The following is a 16,205-nucleotide window of genomic DNA, read 5'->3' on the forward strand; positions in this document are numbered from 1 at the left end:
AATGTTTTGATATGGATTTTTTTAATTGTTTATATCAGCAGTTAAACGAAGTTAGCTGAAATTTTTTACAATGTCAAGGTTCTAATTAACCCTTTTAACCACTAACGTATCTAAGTTTAGCTTCACTTTAAGCCACTTTTCCAGTTTGTCTTTGTCCTTTTTCCTAGCATCTTCTTTTGCTAAAGAATCTACCCATTTTACTGAAAAAATAGACAAGGTATCCATTTTTTTAAAGTTAGAATTAATCACATTAGCATATGAGAATTCTTCAATGGTTTCATAGTTTATTTTAACCTCCTTAGTTAATTCTTCAAAGGGGATATAATTTTTCTCAAGCTTCGAGAGTTGCCTTACCTTGCTTTCTAAAAAATTGATTTTTTCGGTTTGCGTCAATAAATCTAAAGAGTCTCGTGTACGAAGCTCCTCCATGTATTTAAAATTATCTAAGTTTTGAGACCTATTTTGGTTAACCACTAATTGAGCATTAGACAGCGACCCGTAATCTTTCATTCTATTTTGTAAAAGCGTAATAGTAGATTCAGGAATTTCATCTAAGCCAAACGTACTTAACTCAATACGTGGATTTTCGTTATCAGAATATATATATGTGGCATTCTTTTTTACATATTCAAAATGTGGTAATGCTATTAACTCATTATCCACAAAATTTTTAGCATCTCTATTAAAATTACTTTCTTTTAATACATTCAAAAACGTCCAAACTGCTGGCACCATAACTACCACAGCAAGTAACGTAGCCATTCTTGATATAAACTGTCGCTTTTTAGAATTGGCATATTTAAGCATAGGGAAACGCAACACTTTTAAAACAATAAATGTTGCCATAGCTATAAAAATGGTGTTGATAGTAAACAAGTACATGGCTCCTAAAAAGTATTCCCAATTACCTTTTGCTAAACCATAACCGGCGGTACATAAAGGTGGCATTAAAGCCGTAGCGATAGCGACTCCGAAAATCACAGACGCAATAGTACCACGTTTTGTACGGGCAATTATTAAGGCTAAACCACCAAAAAATGCAATTAAAACATCCCGGATATCTGGTCTTACTCGTCCTAAAAGCTCTGAAGTATCTTCACTTAAAGGGAATAGCCAAAAAAACAAAAACGCTGTTAGTAAACTTAAAACAATCATGGTTGCTAAGTTTACGAGCGATTTTTTTAAGGTGTCAATATCGTTTATTGCAATTGATAAACCTACTCCTAAAATAGGTCCCATAAGTGGTGAAATTAACATGGCGCCAATTACAACGGCTGTAGAGTTTGCGTTTAACCCAATGGAAGCCACAAATATGGAACATACCAAAATCCATGCGGTTGCTCCTTTAAAGGGTATATCGCCTTTTATGGCTTGAATAGTAGCATCTCTATCGGTGTCTTCTCTAAAATCTAAAAGTTCACTTAAAAACTTTTTAATACTAACAAATAACCCTTTGGCTTCCTTTTTAATTTCTTCTTTTGAAAGCTCGACGTTATTTTCCTTTTTTTCGTTGGCTTCCTCCGAAAAATTGAATTTACTTTCTTCGCTCATATTAATTAACCATATTGTTCTCCAAACTTGTCTTTAACTTGTTGAAGTGTTTTCTTTATATCCTGTTCTTTTGATTTAGGAAAGATAAGCAAAACTTCGTCTTTATCAACAATAATATAATCTTGTAAACCATCAACCACTACAATTTTATTGTTCTTAGTTCGAATTAAATTACCCGATGCTTCTTCTGTTAGGGTTCTGGCATTAACAACGGCGTTTCCATTTTCATTTTTATCCAATTTGTCATATAAGCTGCCCCAAGTTCCTAAATCGTTCCAATCAAATTCTGCTGCAATCACATATACATTTTTAGACTTTTCCATAATGGCGTAGTCTACCGAAATATTTTCAGCCAAAGGATAGTTTTCTTTAATAAATTCGTCTTCTAACTCAGTATTATAAACTGATATTCCAGCTTCAAAATGTTTATAGAGCGTAGGTTGATTGTTCTTGAACGCCTCAATAACACTTTTAGCACTCCACATAAAAATGCCAGCATTCCACAAAAAATTACCCTGTTCCAAAAACCCTTTAGCTGTTTTGTAATCAGGCTTTTCTCTAAATTGATTGACAGGTTTTATAGCCTCATTTGACGTTTTATCAAATTCAATATAACCGAAACCAGTGTTTGGAAACGTTGGTTGTATACCTAATGTCATTAACGCATTGTTTTTAGAGCAATAGCTAAAAGCTTGCTCAACATTTTTAGAAAACGTAGTTTCATCTTCAATCCAATGATCACTCGGTGCTACAATCATAATGGCATCTGGGTTCTCTTTTTGAATTTTTAAAGACGCATATAAAATACATGGCGCGGTATTACGCATGGCGGGTTCTAAAACCACCTGTTTTTGAGTAACTTCTGGGAGTTGCTCTAATACCAAATCATTGTAACGTTCATTGGTTAATATATAAATATTCTCTTTTGGAATTAAATGAGCTAATCGTTTAAATGTTTTTTGAATTAAGGTGTCTCCTGTTCCCAACATATCATGAAACTGCTTTGGAAAATCTTGAGTACTTACTGGCCAAAATCTTGATCCTACGCCTCCTGCCATTAATATGGCATAATAATTTTTATTCATAACGTTAATATTCTTTTAGTAATTCCACTTCTGCATTCGGATTAAAAAGATATAATCGTCCTGTTTTAACCTCAACGCATTCAAAGCGTTTTGTTCTTTTTTCTCCTCTTTTATAAACTTTTCCGTTATATAGTTTAAAAGATTGTCCCAAAGGTACTTCAAAAATAAAGGTTTTATTATTTGGCTCGTCGAATTGCTTTAAAGCGTAGGCCAATGATGTATCTGTATCGCTAGATGCTTTTGGGTTTTTAAAATGTTTAGCCAAAAGAGGCAGTAATTCATTTGGAAAAATATCAGGATTTAAAAATGGCAACATTAAATGTTGAAACGTTCGTTTCCATTCAACTCCATGCGGTTTTATAAATCGTCCGTAATTACTATAAGCTTCAAAATGAGCAATTTCATGTAAAAGAGTAATTAAAAAACGGTATTCGTTTAAGTTTGAATTAATTGTTATTTGATGTTTCCCGTTTGGTAAACGCTTGTAATCTCCATGACGAGTTTTACGTTCATTTTTAATTTTTACAACCAAATTATCATGCTCTAAAAGCTTTAAAACTTTAAGTAATGCTTTATTTGGAATATATTCTTGAAGCTTGTTTTGCATATAAAAGAATGCTATGGCGTAGAATTTGAAACCTGTAACAACTTTCCGTTGTAATATTTATTTCCGTTTAAAGAAAAATCAAAAATATATTCAGCCATTTCTAATGCTGTGGTTGGTGCTTGATATCCTGGAAAAGCTTCCTCTAGCATTTCTGTTTGTACTGCACCCAATGCCAACACATTAAATGAAATACCAGAATCTTTATACTCTTCAGCAAGTAGCTCTGTTAAGGTTATTACAGCCGCTTTACTAGAGCTATATGCTGCTAAACCAGGGAATTTCATACTGCCTTGAACACCACCCATAGAGCTTATAGACACTACATGACTATTGTTTTTCATAAATGGTAAAACAACACGTGTTAGTTCGGCAACACCAAAAACATTGGTTTTATAAACATGCTGAAAATCCTTAATAGTAGTTTCGGTAAATGGCTTGTTCAGTAAAGCTCCCGCATTATTTATTAAAATATCAACTTGCTTCCAATCTGTCTTTATAAAATCTTCAACTTTTTTATAAGCTTTACTATCTCCCAAGTCAAATGAAAATGATGTTACATTATCAAGTTTCAGACTTTGTATTGGCTTTTCATTACGGGAAAGCGCTAAAACTTTATGCCCTTTCTTTGCAAATAATTTTACTAGTTCGTACCCAATCCCTCTACTTGTTCCTGTTATAATGATTTTTTTACTCATTATTCATTATTATTTCTTTGGTTGAAGCGTTAATCATGCCTTGTAAAGCAGGTATCATTTTATTAATAAAGTTTGTCATATGTTCAAAATTCATTTTATCTGCCTCGTCATCTACATGATGATAATAATCAAAATTTGTAAAATCGAATGTAGAAATAGCTTGTGCAGGAATTTTAAACTCGTTATAAAATGGATAATTATCTGAGCGCTTAAACAAATTATATTGCTTTGCTTGCGGCAAAAAACCAACAATTTCTGATTGCGCATATTCATTTAGTTTTCCAGCCATATTAGACACATCATAACCTGTAATGTAAGATAAAAATTCACCTTCTGCTCTTGGCACTCCGATCATCTCAAAATTAATCATGGTATATAAATTCATATTGTCTTTCTTAAGTCTTTTGGCTAAATGCTCCGACCCTTTTAAACCCATCTCTTCAGCAGCATATAAAGTGAACAAAATACTGCGTTTATTATTTTTTACTTTTGAAAAATATTTAGCCCATTCTAAAACTGCAACAGTTCCTGAAGCATCATCATTAGCACCATTGGCGATCGTATCTCCATTAACTTCTTTACCTTTACCAATATGATCGTAGTGAGCTCCTAGAATAACAAATTCATTTTTAAGTTTTGGATCGGTTCCCTCTATATAGCCAACAACATTATACCCAACAATATCCTTTAAATTAAAACTATCTCTATACGTTTCAAAATAGGGCTTTACATTGTTTTCTTTAAATATGTTTTCAATATAAATAGCCGCTTTTTCAATACCTTTTGTACCTGTTTGCCTGCCTTCTAACTCATCTGATGCTAAATAATCTAGACTTAATTTCACATCTGTTTTACTTACAAAAATATCAGATTCAAGGGCTCTTTTAGTATTAGATGCGACATCGTCTGTGTGTTGTTCGTTTTCAGTATTCTTAACTGATTTTGGGTTAGTTTCAATAATTTGCTTTTGACCACCGCAACTAAAAATGAATGCTATAACGAGAATAGATAATAAGTTTTTCATAGATTAAATTTAATTTTTAAAGATATAAAACTAATGGATTATGAGTATAATTATATGTTAATTATTACATGATAAATTAATTATTACCTATATTTGAGTAAGTTAGAATTCTCCTCCCTTCATCTGTCACTGATTTTAATTAATAGCAAAATTCATCATTTTAAAACTGATGTCATTAATCGTTGCTTTTTTAAATTAAATAGAATGGATTTTAAATGTATTGTTAAACTATTATTGATTTTTATTACGATAAATAGTTACACTCAATCTCAACACACCGTAATAGGTTTAATCTCAGACACAAATAATAAAGGTATTGCTTATGTAAATGTTTTATTAATTAAAGCAACTGATTCCACCTTAGTTAAAGGAACTATTTCTTCAGATAATGGAACTTATAAAATTGACAATATTAATACTGGAAATTACATTATTATGAGCAGTTTTGTTGGTTATAAAACCACTTACTCTAAACCTTTTAATTTAAATTCAGATTACAAAGTTGAAACACTAATACTAAGTGAAGGTGAGGAACTTAACGAAGTTGTTGTCGAAGCTAAAAAACCTTTATATCAGCAAAAAGTTGATAGAATGGTTATAAATGTTGAAAATAGCATTGTATCGGCAGGTGGGACAGCTTTAGAAGTTCTAGAACGTTCTCCTGGAGTAAATGTTAACAGACAAAGTAATAGTATCTCTATTGCTGGGAAAGAAGGTGTAGTGGTAATGGTTAACGATAAAATAAGCTATATGCCAGCATCTTCATTAGTGCAAATGCTAGAAGGCATGAGTGCCGATAATATTGTATCCATTGAACTAATAACCACACCTCCTGCAAATTTTGACGCTGAAGGTAATGCAGGCTATATTAATATAATATTGAAAAAAAGAACCGATTTAGGGCTTAACGGATCCTATACGATTTCTGGAGGTTATGGTAACGGAGTAACAAACAATAATAATCTTAATTTTAATTACAGGAAAAATAAAGTAAACCTCTATGGAAGCTACGGATTCTCGCTTGACAAAAGAGGGCAAGTTTTTAAAACCAGCAGACAATATGAAGACAACGGGAATTTGTTGGCTTCTAGCACTGTTACAGATAGAGACCCCACACAAAGAAATCATAACTTAAGATTAGGATTAGATGTAACAGCTTCAGAAAAAACTATAGTAGGTTTGCTAGTAAGTGCTTTTGATAATAGATGGTCTATGGACGCCATTAATAATAGTTTCGATTCAGAAAATGGTGTACCAACTTCCTATGTGATTTTAGACAATGATGAAATAAATCACCTAAAGCATTATGGAATAAATTTTAACATAAAACATAATTTTACTGAAGATGATTTTATAAGTTTTGATGCAGATTACATCAATTATAAGTTTGACAATCCTACAAATTATGAAAATTCATTTTTCGATGAAAATAATAATTTTGATAGAATAGAACTTTTAAGAAGTGGTAAAAAAACACCTATAGAAACCTGGGTTGGTAAATTAGATTATAGCAATAAAATAAATGATAAAATAAAAATTGAAACCGGTATAAAAGGTACAAAATCGAATTTTGAAAATGATGTAAATGTTGATGATTTTGTAAATAATGATTGGGTTACAGACCCTAGTTTAACTAACAAAAGCGATTTAGACGAAAAAATATATGCTGCTTATGGTGCCTTGGATTATAGTATAAACGAAAAAACGAGTATGAAGGTTGGTATGAGGTATGAGCATACAAACTCAAAATTAGATACCGACACGCAAGGTACTGTTGTTGATAGAGATTATGGCATTTGGTTTCCAAGCGTGTTTTTAAACAGACAAATAAATGATACTTTAAGTTTAAATCTATCGTATTCAAAACGAATTACCAGACCTACTTTTAACGATTTGGCACCTTTTGTTATCTTTTTTGATCCTAATACTTTCTTATCAGGTAATGCGTCACTTCAACCAGCTATATCTAATGCTTTTAAATTTGATGTTAATTACAAATCATATTTTTTATCGTTTCAATATACTATTGAAGATTCCTCGATTGCAAATTTTCAAGAGCGCATAGATGAAGGGACCGGAAGATTAATTTTTGAAGCAGCCAACTTAGATTATACCAAAACATTTGGAATTACCTTAGGAGTACCAATAAAATTAACTAATTGGTGGCGCACCCAAAACAACCTTACTTTTATAAAACAAAAGGTAAGAGCTTTTTACAATGATGAACCTATAGAATTGAGTCTGGGTAATTTCTCTGCAAACAGCACACATTCTTTTAAAATTTCGGATACTTTTTCAGCTGAATTATCAGGATTTTATGCTGGACCAGGATTTTTTGGGTCTGCAAAATATGATGAAGTTTACGGTATTAATTTAGGCTTACAAAAAAAGTTTAGTGAAAAATGGGGTACACTTAAATTTTCAATAAACGATATTTTAGACAGTATAGAATTTAATGGAGGTACAGACTTACCAGAGCAAAATATTAAAACCAGAAATACATTTGATTTTTTTAATAGAACCTTTGCTATATCTTATTCTCGCAATTTTGGTAATAGTAAACTTAAGTCGTCACGTAACCGTCAAACAGGTTCGGAAGAAGAGAGACAACGCGTAAACTAAAAAAAACCTGCTTCAAGTTAATGAAACAGGTTTTTACTATTTTGAGATTCCCGCCTTTGCAGGAATTTTTACACTAACATAGTAACTGGATTTTCAATATATCCTTTTAAAGTTTGTAAAAATAGTGCACCAGTTGCACCATCAACCGTTCTATGATCACATGCTAAAGATAATTTCATGGTATGCCCAACGACTATCTGACCATTTTTAACCACTGGTTTTTCAACAATATTTCCAACAGAAAGGATTGCTGAATTTGGTTGGTTAATAATAGATGTAAATGTATCGATACCAAACATACCTAAGTTAGAAACTGTAAATGTACTTCCTTGCATTTCATCTGGAGTTAGTTTTTTGTTTCTAGCTTTTCCTGCAAGCTCTTTTACTGCTGCACCTATTTGAGGTAAAGATTGCTCGTTAGCAAATCTTACCACTGGTACAACCAAACCATCTGGAACCGCTACAGCTACACCAATATGTACGTGGTTATTTAAACGCATTTTATCCGCAAACCACTGAGAATTTACTTGAGGATGCTGCTTTAATGCCAACGCACAAGCTTTAACAACCATATCGTTATATGAGATTTTAGTATCTGGAATGGTATTAAATTGAGCACGGAATGCCATGGCATTTTCCATATCAAACTCTACGGTTAGATAATAATGAGGTGCAGAAAATTTAGAATTTGTTAATGCCTTGGCAATGGCTTTACGCATTTGCGAATTTTCTACATCATCAAAATCTTCTTGTCCCGATGGCACAAATTTACCAACCGAAGCTCCTGAAGCTGCAGGGGTATAGTTTTCTATATCACGCTTAACAATACGTCCATTTTCACCAGAACCTTGTATTTTTGTTAAGTTTATTCCTTTTTCCTCAGCTAACTTTTTTGCTAAAGGAGACACATATACACGCCCATTTGCAGTAACAGGTGTTGGTGCAGGCGCACTCGTTTTTGGCGCAGATGCTGCTGGAGCACTTTTAGGTGCTTCTTTTTTTGCTTCAGCCTTTGGTGCTTCTTCTTTCTTCTCTGGAGCTGATGCTGCTGAAAAATTAGCGGCCACACCAGAAACATCGGTTCCTGCAGGACCAATTATTGCCAACAATGAATCTACTTTTGCAGATTCACCCTCTTTTAAACCTATCTCTAATAAAGTACCTGACTGGAACGATTCAAACTCCATAGTCGCTTTATCCGTTTCTATTTCGGCTAAAATATCACCTTCTTCAACTTTATCTCCTACTTTTTTCAACCAAGTTGCAACTGTTCCCTCTTCCATGGTATCACTTAACCGTGGCATAGTAACTACTATAACACCTTCAGGCAAGTTTGCAGACTCCTTTGATGCTTCACTTTTATCAGTTTCAGCAGGTTTAGCTTCTGTTGAAGTTTCTTTAGTTTCTTCTTTTGTTTCAGAATTGGTATTTCCTCCTCCATTTAACAGACCCGAAATATCTTCTCCTTCATCACCAATAATAGCTAAAAGTTCATCTACTTTAGTGGTTTCTCCTTCCTGTACTCCGATATGAAGTAAGACGCCCTCATTGAAAGATTCGAACTCCATGGTGGCTTTATCCGTTTCTATTTCGGCTAAAATATCACCCTCTTCAATTTTGTCGCCAACTTTTTTCAACCAAGTTGCAACAGTTCCTTCTTCCATTGTGTCGCTTAAACGCGGCATGTTTACTACTATTGCCATAGCTTATAATTTATGTTGAATAAATGGATAATCTTCTTGTTCATATACAACATCGTACATCACATTCTTATCTGGGAATGGAGATTCTTCAGCAAATTTTTCACATTCTGAAACCTTAGTTTTCACACGCTTATCAATCACCTTTATCTCTGCTTCTGTAGCATATTTCTTTTCAAGGAGAATATCTTTTACCTGTGTAATCGGGTCTATTTTTTTGTATTCCTCAACTTCGTCTTTCGTTCTGTAATGTTGAGCATCACTCATAGAGTGTCCCCTATAACGGTATGTTTTTAGTTCCAAGAATGTAGGTCCATCACCTCTTCTAGCTCGTTGAATAGCTTCATCAAAAGCTTCAGCAGCTTTTACAGGATTCATTCCATCTACTGGTCCACAAGGCATTTCATAACCTAAACCTAATTTCCATATCTCAGTATGATTTGCAGTTCTTCCAACCGAAGTTCCCATAGCGTAACCATTGTTTTCGCAAACAAAAACAACAGGTAGTTTCCATAACATGGCTAAGTTGAAGGATTCATGCAAAGACCCTTGTCTTGCAGCACCATCACCAAAACAACATAAGGTTACTGCATCGCTACCATGATATTTATCGCCAAAAGCAATTCCTGCTCCTAATGGAATTTGACCACCAACAATACCATGTCCTCCATAAAAACGAAACTCTTTAGAAAATATATGCATAGAACCTCCTAGTCCTTGTGATGTTCCTGTGGCCTTACCATATAATTCCGCCATAACTCGTTTAGGGTCAACTCCCATACCAATTGGCTGAACGTGGTTACGATAAGCAGTTATCATTTTATCTTTAGTCAAATCCATTGCATGTAAAGCCCCTGCTAAAACAGCTTCTTGACCATTATATAAGTGAAGAAATCCTCTTACTTTTTGTTGAATGTATACAGCAGCTAGTTTGTCTTCAAACTTTCTCCAAAACAACATATCTTCATACCATTTAAGGTAAACCTCTTTTGTGATTTTTTGCATCGACGATTAATATGGTTTTATAATTTAGCTAACAACAAAAGTAATACATTGTGAGTTATTGCAAAAATACTAGGTAATGAATGTAAAAAAAATATTGAAATAATACTATTTTTAAAAATGATTAAATATTTAACAATAGTTAATCATTTAATTTTTTAAATATTAAATGATTAGTTTCAAAGTAAATTCTTATCAAATACTAAAGGCAATAAGTTTGATAATGAATTTGACTTAACAATTTTACCAATTTCGCCCATAAAATATATTTCAATGGGTGTTTCTTGTTTTATTTCGTATTCCGCAATAGCCTGTCTACAAGCACCACATGGTGGAATCGGATCTACTGTTGGTTTGTTTTTTGAAGTTGCCGAAATAGCCATTCGAAGTACTTTGGCGTCTGGAAATTGTGACCCTGCATAATAAATGGCCGTTCGTTCTGCACATAACCCTGAAGGATAGGATGCATTTTCTTGATTATTGCCAGTAATAACCTCATCGTTATCAAGAATTAATGCAGCTCCAACATTAAATTTTGAATACGGAGCATACGCCTTATCTCTAGCTTCTACCGCTTTTTCCATTAAAGAACGTACTTCATTGGGGAGTTCAGATAAACTGTCAAAAACGTAAAGTTTAGATTCTATTTTAATTTCCTTCATATTCAAATGTATTCAATAAATGTAATAAACAAAAAAACTATTGCCCAACGAACAATAGTTTTAATTCTTTTTACACAGATACTTAATTAATATTCTTGATATTCGCCAGCACCTATATTAAACGTTAATGAAAAACGTAATGTATTCTCTAAAGGACTTTGAATTTTTGATGCAGAAAACAAATACGACAAATCAATATTTACGACATTGGCTTTAAAACCTGCGCCAAGTGCTAAAAATTTTCTAGCACCTTTATCTTCACTTTCATTAAAATAACCCGCTCTAAAAGCAAACGAATCTTGATATAAATATTCCGCACCAAGTGCCCAAGTAAATTCTTTTAACTCTTCACTAAAACCATCTGGCGCATCACCAAATGATTGAAAAATCCCCGACAAAAAGCTTACATCTTGAGATTTTCCACCTATAATAACATCTTCTTCTTGCACAGAACCTAAGGTATCAACACCTTCATCATAAACGCCATTATTATTTTCATCAGTATAATTATATACATCACCTAAAGCAGGTGGTGTTGGCACTAAAAGTTTTGCTACTTCTGCCGTTACTGCAATCTTATTATAATCATCAAATATAAAATCAAACCCAGCTCCTAAACGTAAATTGGTTGGTTGAAAATTTTCAGAACCATCCTCGGTATATTTGAATTTTGGCCCTATATTTTGAATAGCAAATCCAGCCCTCCAACGTCCGTTAAAATCTGAATAAGCTTCTTCTTCACTTTGATAATAACCAGAGATATCAACTCCAAAAGTACTGGCGCCGTCTGTATTACCACTTCCATCATCCAATCTTAAATCAGACACCAAATATCGCATAGCGACTGACATACCAAACTGATCTGTAAGCCTTAATGCATAAGAAGCATCAATTGTAAATTCATTTGGCCTTTGAATTAAAGCTTCTGAAAATTCATCATTAACAAATTCGATATCTCCCAACGAAAAATACTTTAAACTTACTGCAAAAGCACTTCGCTCATCTAATCTATTAAAATAAGTCAAGTTCCCTAAGAAAATATCATTAACCAACTTACTTAAATAGGGTGTATAACTAACACCAAATCCAGATTTAGTTTCAGAAAACACATATTTTGATGAATTCCACTGTTGTGAAAAGGCGTCAACACCAGTTGCAACACCCATATCTCCTAAAGCAGCAGCACGTGCATCAGGCGCGATTAAAACAAATGGAAGTCCGGTTGTAATTACTCTTGGATTGTTTTGTGGGATTGTCGTTGTTTGCGCATTTAAATTAAGTACAAAAACGAGTACCATTAATAGCAATATTTGATTCTTCATGTAATAGTTTTAATTTAACAAATATAAATTTTTATTATAGTATAACAAGTTTCTCTATCTTTTCTACAGTCTTGTTTAACAGGTTTGAACGCACTTTTAATTTATATATATAAACCCCTTTACCTATTTTATCTCCAAAGTCGTCTCGTCCGTCCCAAATTAAATCTCTTGATAATGAACTTGTGGTTTTTATTCCTCCAGTTGTTTGCCCGTTCAACGTTCTTACCAGTTTCCCTGAAACAGTGAATATCTGTATAGAAACGTCTAAAGGCTCCGAACTATTGTGATTAAACCAAAATTCTGTATAATTCACAAAGGGGTTTGGATAGTTAAGAACATTATTTATAACTAATTCTTGATCCTTGTCAAATACAATGAATTGAATTTCGGAAATTGATGAGTTATTGTAAACATCCCAAGCTTTGAGTGTTAAAGTATGAAGACCTGGTTCTAAATCCCTAAATGGAAAACTCACCGTTCCTTTCGTATAGTCATCTACTTCTGTTTGATAATAATCATTTAAAATTACAGGATTTGTTTCATCACCATCAAGGATAGCAACAATATCATGCCCAATACCACTGGCTGTATTTATACCGTGAGAATCTTCTAATTTTGCTAATAATGTGGGTTGCTCATTAGTTATTCCACCTGAAACAAAATTCTCATCATTCATATATAATGATATTGTTGGACCAACGTTATCTTCGGCAGCATTTTCGTTAATTCCACCAATTCTTATGGTATTGATACTCGCTCCTGCTTGATCCTCAGTTAATGCTTCATTTTTTGAATAAAAACTAACTTTACCAAACCCTACAGGAATACCAATATCTTTAGGAACCACGAAATCAAACTCAAATTGACCATTTCTAACCGATGCTTGTCCTCGGAATATAATTTCTCCTAGTGTCGTGAAATTTAACTTTACTAATTGTCCATTTAAACGTGTACCATCGTTCGCTAAGGTTTCTCTATTAATGGATTTATCATAGATTGTAGTAGATAAAGTACCATTATAGTTTGGTAATAAATTACCTGAAATATCGGTTACCTCTCCAGCTAGTTTTACATAACTTAGTGCTTTTAACGTATCTGTAGATTGTGCAATTGGTACATCATTTATTTCTGTCAGTCTTATATTTGGCTTAGAAAAAGCCAATTTCATAGCTGGATCTCCAATAAAAAATATTAAGCGTTTTTGGCTAGCACCCGCCACTGCTGGATCGCTTTTTGCAAGTCTTAAAGCCTCTGCCATAGAAGGATATTCATTATCAGCATACGTATCATTATCACTATAAGAGAACAAATATTCACCTAAAGTATTATTGAATGAAATTGCGAAACTTACAAAAATCTGCCTTGTAGTGGTTATTAAACCAATGGCTCCGGCTTGTTTGCTCCAATAGGTAAATTCTCCAGCGGTTTGCCTAAAAGGGTTATCAAATCTTGTAAACTCGCAAGTTACTGTTACGAAACAATTGAGTTTACAAAAGTTTCTGAAGCCTTCAATATCAGGTTTTAATAAAATACGCTCTTCTGCTAAACCATCTTCTCCTCCATGTCCAAAATAATTTACAACTAGTGCACCATTATCGACAGCATTTACAATTTCGGTTGTTACGGCTGGATATGTTTCACCTCCTGCGGAAGTTTCCTGTTGAAAGGCATCAGAGTGAATTTTTACCACATTAATAAATGGCTTTTCCTGAGTGACTAAATTACCTACATTATCAGTCGTTTCTTGTAATAATCCTTCCCAGTCTTGATCAACATCATCAGAAATAACTACAAAATTATTACGCCAACTCCCTAAAGCTTCCTTAACATAATATGACTCTATTTTATCAACCATTTCTTTAGCTTGCTGAGGAGAATCTACCAAAATTCTACCTACTGCAATATCCAGTCTATCGCTTGTTGTCAAAGTTCCTTCGTTATCATCCATCATACCATAAAAATCATCTGATACAAACGAGGTAGTTAAATTAAAACTATTATAGGCGTGCCAAGAAGGAACTATATTTGTATTGTTCGGAATTCTATCTTTATAATCAAAAGACCCGTCGCCAAACAAACACAAATATTTTATTCTATTTTCAGGTGAACTCGCATTATCATAAACGTATTTAACTAGGTTTCTAATAGCTCCAATATCCTGGTTGCCAGTGCTAAACTCATTATAAATTTGGTCTAACCCAACTACTTTTACATTCAAATTGTATTTTTCAGTATTTATTTGTCCTAATCGCTCTGCTTGAGAAAGCAAATTATTAGGCGCAACTATAATATAGTCTATGTCTTGAAAATTTCCTTGACTATTTTGAAAAATAGTTCCTTTAATGTTTTGATTGCTTACTGTTGTTTTAGAATCAAACTTTGGCTCAAAATAATCTGAAGGGGTCAGAGCTACATAAGTTTTTAAACTTCCTAAAGTTGAAGTAAAACTCAAAGTTGAATTTTGGTCTTCATTAATAAAATCTGAAACATTATAAATATCTGTCACGTCCCACACTTCAGATATTTGAGATGCATTTGCTATACTATATTGTCCAATTCCAGAAGCTGTTGTAACATCACTATTTTCAAATTGGAATTGCTTATTATTAAAATTCAACGCTCTTTTGGCTTTTATCGATATAAAATCTAAATACCCTAGAGTGCTTGGATTTCCTTGATTATCAAAATTTAGTCCTACAGAAATTTTTGAAGTATTTACATTAACATTTCCAAAATAAGAAGCTCCATTTGCCAATGTTGGACTAGTAACTCCAGGAATTGACAATGTAGCTATTGATGAACTATTTACTGTTATTTCCATATTACTGTTGGATGAAGAAGCTGTGGCAACAATAACACTTAAATTTATAGGCTCTGTTGTTATAATATCTGGAAAATCAAATTCGTAAAGTTTATTGCTCTCAACATCAAATCTGTCTCCAAACCATCGTCTTCCTAAAGAAAGTAAATTGTATTCATCAACCTCATAAAACTGGTAATCTTCAAAAGTGTTAATAACCATATCAACATTTCCAGTTGGCTGTGTAAGAGACTGAATACGTTTACCTAAACCAGCACCAACGTTTATGTAATAATAGGTCTTATCTGTATAACAATTAATATTTGTAATACTTTCGGCATTATAGCCTTTCGGGCCTTTTGCATAAAACAAAATATAATCCTCATTATTAAACACACCATCTTCTTCTCCTACAAATTTTATAGCATTTTCTGGAACATCAAAAGGATACGCTATAGCATTGGAGTATGGAATCATGCTTCCCCCATGACCATACAACTTAATAGTTCTTGGGTCTACGCTATTTACATTAACCCCTAAACGTTGCAAAAAACTCTTGGATAATTTAAAAACGCCTGTAGTATCTACATAAAATCGATACCATTCGCCTGAACGCAAAACCGAGTTTGAAATTACCTTAGAACCCGTAAAGTTTTTATTGGCACTAAACCCTTGATTACTCAACCCAAGTTTATAGTTTAATTGAAAAGAAATTAACTTTTTATAACTACCGTTATTATCTTTAAGAATAGGGGCAATTTGAAAATAGGCATACTTCTTATCTCTTGCTATAGAGTTTTCTAAACTAAACTGAAGTTTATTAGGGATGGAATTAACATCTAAATCTTTTAAATCTGATTTAGATATTGTTTTATATACTATATTGGTGACTGTAACAGAAGATTCATCAATAAACCCATTACTTTTCCACTGATCAACGAACATTAGCCCTTCATCAAAACTGTATGAAAAATGTTCTTGATTAAAAGATGGAATTTTAATTTTAAAGTTGCTACCTAAAAGTGTTTGGTCCTCTTCCCAAACAATAGTATACTTTTTTTGTTGCGCCAGTACAGTTGTTGAAATAATCAACAATAAAACTAAAAATTCCTTTTTCATCACTAAAGTAACGTCA

At 33.0% G+C, this 16,205-nt stretch carries 11 protein-coding genes; 1 reads left to right on the top strand and 10 read right to left on the bottom strand.

All coding sequences use genetic code 11. From position 1 onward, the window contains the following. Positions 1–81 precede the first annotated feature (81 nt). The 5 genes from L3X39_RS11165 to L3X39_RS11185 are packed head-to-tail and all read right to left on the bottom strand — an operon-like array spanning position 82 to position 4,962. Complete coding sequence (locus L3X39_RS11165; protein WP_237231866.1) at positions 82–1,551, bottom strand: DUF389 domain-containing protein; 1,470 nt, start codon at positions 1,549–1,551, stop codon at positions 82–84. Positions 1,552–1,556: 5 nt separating this feature from the next. Then, positions 1,557–2,636: a mannose-1-phosphate guanylyltransferase gene (locus L3X39_RS11170; RefSeq protein WP_237231867.1), complete on the bottom strand. Its 1,080-nt coding sequence runs from the start codon at positions 2,634–2,636 to the stop codon at positions 1,557–1,559. A gap of 4 nt (positions 2,637–2,640) precedes the next feature. Then, positions 2,641–3,243, bottom strand: coding sequence for a SprT-like domain-containing protein (locus tag L3X39_RS11175; protein WP_237231868.1), 603 nt, complete (start codon positions 3,241–3,243; stop codon positions 2,641–2,643). Between the two features lie 11 nt (positions 3,244–3,254). After that, complete coding sequence (locus L3X39_RS11180) at positions 3,255–3,938, bottom strand: SDR family NAD(P)-dependent oxidoreductase (RefSeq protein WP_237231869.1); 684 nt, start codon at positions 3,936–3,938, stop codon at positions 3,255–3,257. Then, positions 3,931–4,962 carry a M28 family metallopeptidase gene (locus tag L3X39_RS11185; protein ID WP_237231870.1) on the bottom strand — a complete coding sequence of 344 codons (1,032 nt, stop codon included), beginning with the start codon at positions 4,960–4,962 and terminating at the stop codon, positions 3,931–3,933. Before L3X39_RS11185 ends, L3X39_RS11180 begins: the two co-directional genes overlap by 8 nt. Before the next feature lie 204 nt (positions 4,963–5,166). Between L3X39_RS11185 and L3X39_RS11190 the strand changes: the two genes are divergently transcribed. Further along, entirely contained in the window at positions 5,167–7,584 is a 2,418-nt protein-coding gene (locus tag L3X39_RS11190) for an outer membrane beta-barrel family protein (protein ID WP_237231871.1), read from the top strand. A gap of 68 nt (positions 7,585–7,652) precedes the next feature. On the opposite strand, the gene L3X39_RS11195 is transcribed toward L3X39_RS11190, so the two are convergent. The 5 genes from L3X39_RS11195 to porU form a co-directional block, all read right to left on the bottom strand. After that, a complete protein-coding gene (locus tag L3X39_RS11195; protein WP_237231872.1) occupies positions 7,653–9,287 on the bottom strand; it encodes a pyruvate dehydrogenase complex dihydrolipoamide acetyltransferase in 1,635 nt (544 codons plus the stop codon). Between the two features lie 3 nt (positions 9,288–9,290). Further along, positions 9,291–10,289: a pyruvate dehydrogenase (acetyl-transferring) E1 component subunit alpha gene (gene pdhA / locus L3X39_RS11200; protein ID WP_237231873.1), complete on the bottom strand. Its 999-nt coding sequence runs from the start codon at positions 10,287–10,289 to the stop codon at positions 9,291–9,293. Positions 10,290–10,465: 176 nt separating this feature from the next. Beyond that, complete coding sequence (gene cdd, locus L3X39_RS11205) at positions 10,466–10,948, bottom strand: cytidine deaminase (RefSeq protein WP_237231874.1); 483 nt, start codon at positions 10,946–10,948, stop codon at positions 10,466–10,468. A gap of 86 nt (positions 10,949–11,034) precedes the next feature. Then, entirely contained in the window at positions 11,035–12,270 is a 1,236-nt protein-coding gene (gene porV / locus L3X39_RS11210; protein WP_237231875.1) for a type IX secretion system outer membrane channel protein PorV, read from the bottom strand. A gap of 34 nt (positions 12,271–12,304) precedes the next feature. Further along, on the bottom strand, positions 12,305–16,189 hold the full coding sequence (gene porU, locus L3X39_RS11215) for a type IX secretion system sortase PorU (protein ID WP_237231876.1): 3,885 nt from the start codon (positions 16,187–16,189) through the stop codon (positions 12,305–12,307). Positions 16,190–16,205: the final 16 nt, after the last annotated feature.

It is taken from the genome of Flaviramulus multivorans (assembly GCF_021728415.1).
In the GTDB taxonomy this organism is placed as follows: domain Bacteria; phylum Bacteroidota; class Bacteroidia; order Flavobacteriales; family Flavobacteriaceae; genus Sabulilitoribacter; species Sabulilitoribacter multivorans.

Excerpts from the sequence above, each read along its gene's own strand:
- L3X39_RS11165 (WP_237231866.1), bottom strand. The coding sequence starts at position 1,551 with ATGAGCGAAGAAAGTAAATTCAATTTTTCGGAGGAAGCCAACGAAAAA.
- L3X39_RS11170 (WP_237231867.1), bottom strand. The coding sequence starts at position 2,636 with ATGAATAAAAATTATTATGCCATATTAATGGCAGGAGGCGTAGGATCA.
- L3X39_RS11175 (WP_237231868.1), bottom strand. The coding sequence starts at position 3,243 with ATGCAAAACAAGCTTCAAGAATATATTCCAAATAAAGCATTACTTAAA.
- L3X39_RS11180 (WP_237231869.1), bottom strand. The coding sequence starts at position 3,938 with ATGAGTAAAAAAATCATTATAACAGGAACAAGTAGAGGGATTGGGTAC.
- L3X39_RS11185 (WP_237231870.1), bottom strand. The coding sequence starts at position 4,962 with ATGAAAAACTTATTATCTATTCTCGTTATAGCATTCATTTTTAGTTGC.
- L3X39_RS11190 (WP_237231871.1), top strand. The coding sequence starts at position 5,167 with ATGGATTTTAAATGTATTGTTAAACTATTATTGATTTTTATTACGATA.
- L3X39_RS11195 (WP_237231872.1), bottom strand. The coding sequence starts at position 9,287 with ATGGCAATAGTAGTAAACATGCCGCGTTTAAGCGACACAATGGAAGAA.
- pdhA (WP_237231873.1), bottom strand. The coding sequence starts at position 10,289 with ATGCAAAAAATCACAAAAGAGGTTTACCTTAAATGGTATGAAGATATG.
- cdd (WP_237231874.1), bottom strand. The coding sequence starts at position 10,948 with ATGAAGGAAATTAAAATAGAATCTAAACTTTACGTTTTTGACAGTTTA.
- porV (WP_237231875.1), bottom strand. The coding sequence starts at position 12,270 with ATGAAGAATCAAATATTGCTATTAATGGTACTCGTTTTTGTACTTAAT.
- porU (WP_237231876.1), bottom strand. The coding sequence starts at position 16,189 with ATGAAAAAGGAATTTTTAGTTTTATTGTTGATTATTTCAACAACTGTA.